The sequence below is a fragment of the uncultured Tessaracoccus sp. genome (assembly GCF_947255005.1).
Taxonomy (GTDB): domain Bacteria; phylum Actinomycetota; class Actinomycetes; order Propionibacteriales; family Propionibacteriaceae; genus Arachnia.
In genome coordinates this window covers 1-4,352 of the sequence record NZ_CAMYFI010000107.1, presented here as the reverse complement: position 1 = coordinate 4,352, position 4,352 = coordinate 1, and the positions used below count along the sequence as shown (strand labels likewise).

Annotated in this window: 3 protein-coding genes; 2 read left to right on the top strand and 1 reads right to left on the bottom strand. The window is 62.1% G+C overall.

Annotated features, from left to right (window positions below; genetic code table 11):
- A partial coding sequence (locus Q0X61_RS12730; RefSeq protein WP_297743204.1) for an isoprenyl transferase occupies positions 1 to 733 on the top strand: 733 nt, incomplete at its 5' end.
- 11 nt (positions 734 to 744) lie between these two features.
- Here the strand turns inward: Q0X61_RS12730 and Q0X61_RS12725 are convergent.
- Positions 745 to 2,070, bottom strand: a complete 1,326-nt coding sequence (locus tag Q0X61_RS12725) for a citrate synthase (RefSeq protein WP_297743202.1) — start codon at positions 2,068 to 2,070, stop codon at positions 745 to 747.
- Positions 2,071 to 2,311: 241 nt separating this feature from the next.
- On the opposite strand from Q0X61_RS12725, the gene leuA reads away from it, so the two are divergent.
- Positions 2,312 to 4,045, top strand: coding sequence for a 2-isopropylmalate synthase (gene leuA, locus Q0X61_RS12720; protein ID WP_297743200.1), 1,734 nt, complete (start codon positions 2,312 to 2,314; stop codon positions 4,043 to 4,045).
- Positions 4,046 to 4,352 lie beyond the last annotated feature (307 nt).

Here is a 4,352-nt window from a genome sequence, read left to right as displayed (position 1 = left end):
CCCCAGCGGTGCCACTCCCCCGCCGATCCCCGCCGCTGCGCTGCCTCGCCACGTCGCCATCGTCATGGATGGGAATGGACGCTGGGCCAAGCAGCGCGGGCTGAAACGCACCGAAGGGCACGCCCGCGGCGAAGCGTCGCTGCTTGATGTCATCCATGGCGCTATCGAGATGGGCATCCCCTACCTGTCGGCCTACGCCTTTTCCACGGAGAACTGGAAGCGCTCCCCTGAGGAGGTGCGTTGGCTCATGGGTTTCAATCGCGACGTGATCCATCGCCGCCGCGATGAGCTGAACGAGCTCGGCGTCAAAATTCGGTGGGCTGGGCGTCGCCCACGGCTTTGGGGTTCGGTGATCAACGAGCTGGAGGTCGCCGAGGAGATGAGCAAACACAACTCCACGCTCACCTTGCAGTTCTGCGTGAACTACGGCGGGCGAGCGGAGATCGTGGACGCGGCACGCGAGATCGCCCGTCTCGCGAAGGCGGGCAAACTCGACCCAGACCGGCTCACTGAGGCCCGTTTCGCGAAGTACCTCGACGAGCCGGAGATCCCCGATGTCGACCTCTTTCTGCGCAGCTCGGGCGAACAGCGCACGTCGAATTTCCTCCTGTGGCAGTCGGCCTACGCCGAGATGATTTTCCTCGACCGGTTGTGGCCAGACTTCGACCGTCGCGACCTGTGGGAGGCGGTCGCCGCGTTCGTGCAGCGCCACCGTCGATTCGGTTCAGCCTGAGGGATGATTGCTCAGTTCTTGCGCCGGCCGGGAAACCATCCGAAGCGGGATTTCCGCTCTGACTTGGGCTGCCAATCCGTTTTGCCTTCACCGACGTAGATCTGCCGTGGGCGATAGATGCGCTTGCGCTCGGCGTCGGAGATTTCCTTCCAGTGGGCGATCCAGCCCGGTGTGCGCCCGATGGCGAACATGACGGTGAACATGTCGAGAGGGATGCCGATCGCGCGCAGAATGATGCCGGAGTAGAAATCGACGTTCGGGTACAGCTTGCGCTCGGCGAAGTAATCATCCTCGAGCGCGGCTGTCTCCAGCTCGCGGGCGATATCGAGCAGTGGGTCGTCGATGCACATCGCATCCAGAAGCCCATCGGCGGCGTTCTTGAGCACGAGCGCGCGAGGGTCGAAATTGCGGTACACCCGGTGCCCGAAGCCCATCAGCCGCTTCCCGGAGCCCTTGCGCTTCACCTGCTCGAGGTAGGTTTTCACGGGCATATCCTGCTCGCGGATGCGCTCCAGCATCTGGATCACTGCCATATTCGCGCCGCCGTGGCGATCACCCCACAACGCGCAGACTCCTGCCGAAACGGCCGCGTAGAGGTTCGCCCCGCCGGAGGCGACCATACGGACTGTGGAGGTGGAGCAGTTCTGCTCGTGGTCGGCGTGCAGCACCAAGAACATGTTCAACGCGTGCGCCACCTCTGGCGTAGGCTCATACTCCTTGTACGGCTGCGTGAACATCATGTGCAGGAGGTTTTCCGCATATGAGAGATCGAATCGCGGATACACCAGCGGCTGCCCAAGATGCGATTTATAGGACGCCGCCGCGATGGTACGAACCTTCGAGATAAGGACGGCCGCTGCGTGCCGGAAGCTCTCTTCATCGTCGATGCTGATTTGCGGAAGGTCGTACGCCTGCAAACCATTGATGACGGCAGACAGCATGGCCATGGGGTGCGCGTCGGAGGGGAACCCGTCGAAGAGTTTGCGCATGTCGCGATGCAGGGCAGAGTTCTCTTCGAGCAGTGTACGGAACTCCTGGCGTTCCTCCGGCGACGGCAACCCGCCGAAGATCAGCAGTTCCGCCACTTCGATAAACGACGATTTCTCCGCCAGCTGTTCGATCGGGATGCCACGGTAACGCAGGATCCCCTGCTCACCGTCGATGTAGGTGATCGCGGAGCGGCATGAGGCAGTGTTGCCCAGCCCCTCGTCGAGGGTGGTCAGGCCGGACTCGGCGCGCAGCGACGAGATGTCGATGGCGCGTTCGCCCTCCGTGCCGGTAACGATGGGTAGCGCGATGCTGCGATCGTCGAAGTTGAGTGTTGCGTACTCCTCCATACGACAGAAACTACATGTAGTAGTACGTTGCGCGGGAGACAGGTCCACGCCGTGAGAGCCTCCGGGTTCCGAGACAACGCCGCTTAGCGAGCGAGAACGTGCGCTACGTTAGCGGTGTGGCATATCAGATTCTTCTTGTCTGCCGCAGCGAGGCTCAGTCCTTCTCGACATAGCCGGCCTCCTCGCTGCGGTGATCGTCATGCGCTGGCGCATATGCCCACCCCTCCACAGGAGATTCACCATGACCCGCATTCAGCCCAAACCCGTGCAGCAGCCCACACCCATGCCGGTACATCGGTACACGCCGTTCGCGCCCGTCGATGTGCCCGACCGCACCTGGCCCACGAAGAAGATTGAGAAGGCGCCGCGCTGGCTCAGCACCGACCTGCGTGATGGCAACCAGGCCCTCATTGACCCGATGACCCCCACCCGTAAGCTGCGCATGTTCCAGCTGCTCACTGAGATCGGCTACAAGGAAATTGAGATAGGGTTTCCGTCGGCTTCCCTAACCGATTTCGACTTCGTCCGCCAGCTCATCGAGAAAGATCTCATTCCGGACGACGTGACCGTCTCGGTGCTGACCCAAGCGCGTGAAGATCTCATCGAGCGCACGGCACAGTCGCTCGTCGGTGCTCGTCGCGCCACCATTCACATGTACAATGCGACGGCGGAGCTGTTTAGGCGCGTGGTGTTCCGCATGAGCGAGCAGGAATGTAAAGATCTCGCCGTGTTTGGCACCGAACTGGTGATGAAGTACGCCGACAAGTACCTGAGCGATGTGGAGTTCGGCTACCAGTACTCGCCGGAGATCTTCACGCAAACGCCCACCGATTTCGCCGTCGAGGTATGCAATGCTGTGGGCAATGTGTGGCAGCCGACCGCCGAGCGCGAGATTATCTTCAACCTGCCAGCCACCGTCGAACGCTCGACGCCGAACACGTACGCCGACCAGATTGAATACTTCTGCCGTAATGTGCATAACAGGGAGCACGTGGTCGTCTCGCTCCACCCGCATAACGACCGCGGCACCGCGGTGGCGGCGTCGGAGCTCGGCCAGATGGCCGGCGCTGACCGCGTCGAGGGGTGTCTGTTCGGGCACGGCGAGCGTACCGGCAACGTTGATCTGGTCACCCTCGCACTCAACCTGTACACGCAAGGGGTTGATCCTGAGCTTGACTTCTCGCACATTGACGAGGTGCGTCGCACCGTCGAGTACTGCACGGGGCTGCCGGTACCGGCGCGCCAGCCGTACTCGGGTGACCTGGTGTACACGGCCTTCTCTGGCTCCCACCAGGACGCGATCAAGAAGGGACTCGAAGAGCTCGAGCGTCAGGCTGAAGAGCAAGACAAGCGCCTCCAAGACATCGCCTGGGAAGCACCTTACCTGCCCATTGATCCCCACGACGTGGGCCGCAACTACGAGGCCGTGATCCGCGTGAACTCGCAGTCCGGCAAGGGCGGCATGGCCTACCTGATGAAGTCCGAGTTCAAGATGGACCTGCCACGTCGCTTGCAAATGGAGTTCTCGCGCGTCGTACAGCAGCACACCGATACCGTCGGCGGCGAGGTATCTCCCCAGCAGATCTACGACATCTTCACGACGGAGTACCTCGCGGAGGGCGCGTGGTCGCTGGAGAAGGTGTCGTCGACGGATAGCAACGGCACTTTCAAGCTCACCACCGTGGTAAACAACGACCGTGGGCAGGACATCAGCTACGAGGGCGAAGGCAACGGCCCCGTCTCGGCATTTATCGACTCGCTCACCCGCGCCGGCCTGCACATCCGAGTGTTGGACTACAAGGAACACGCGCTCAGCACGGGCGGCGATGCCCAGGCCGCGTCGTACGTGGAGTGTGAGATCGGGACTGACAACGACGCCAGGGTGTTCTGGGGCGTTGGCGTCGACCCGAGCATCACCAACTCGTCGCTCAAGGCGATCCTGAGCGCCGTGAACCGCGCCATCCGCAACCACTGAGCGGTTTCGATACGCGCCTTCCCCGATGATTGAGCCGCCGCTATAGGCGGCGTGTCGAAATCATCTGGCGGATCGGTTTCGATACGCGAGCTTCGCTCGCTACTCAACCACCGGGGCTCCCAGCCGTCGAGTAACGGCCCGCGCCTTCCCCCGACCGTCGAGTAGCGGCGAAGCCGCGCATCGAGACGCAGGGAGAAAAACTTCAAAATCCGTACGCAGATTGACCAAACATCCCTACACCAGGCCCTTCACCGGCTCTTCGCGTTTGAGGGTGTAGATGGTGGTAGCGGCGTGGCGGCTGGTGGAA

Bases quoted from the DNA above. Each gene is read 5' to 3' on its own strand.
- leuA (WP_297743200.1), top strand. From the start codon at position 2,312: ATGACCCGCATTCAGCCCAAACCCGTGCAGCAGCCCACACCCATGCCG.
- Q0X61_RS12725 (WP_297743202.1), bottom strand. From the start codon at position 2,070: ATGGAGGAGTACGCAACACTCAACTTCGACGATCGCAGCATCGCGCTA.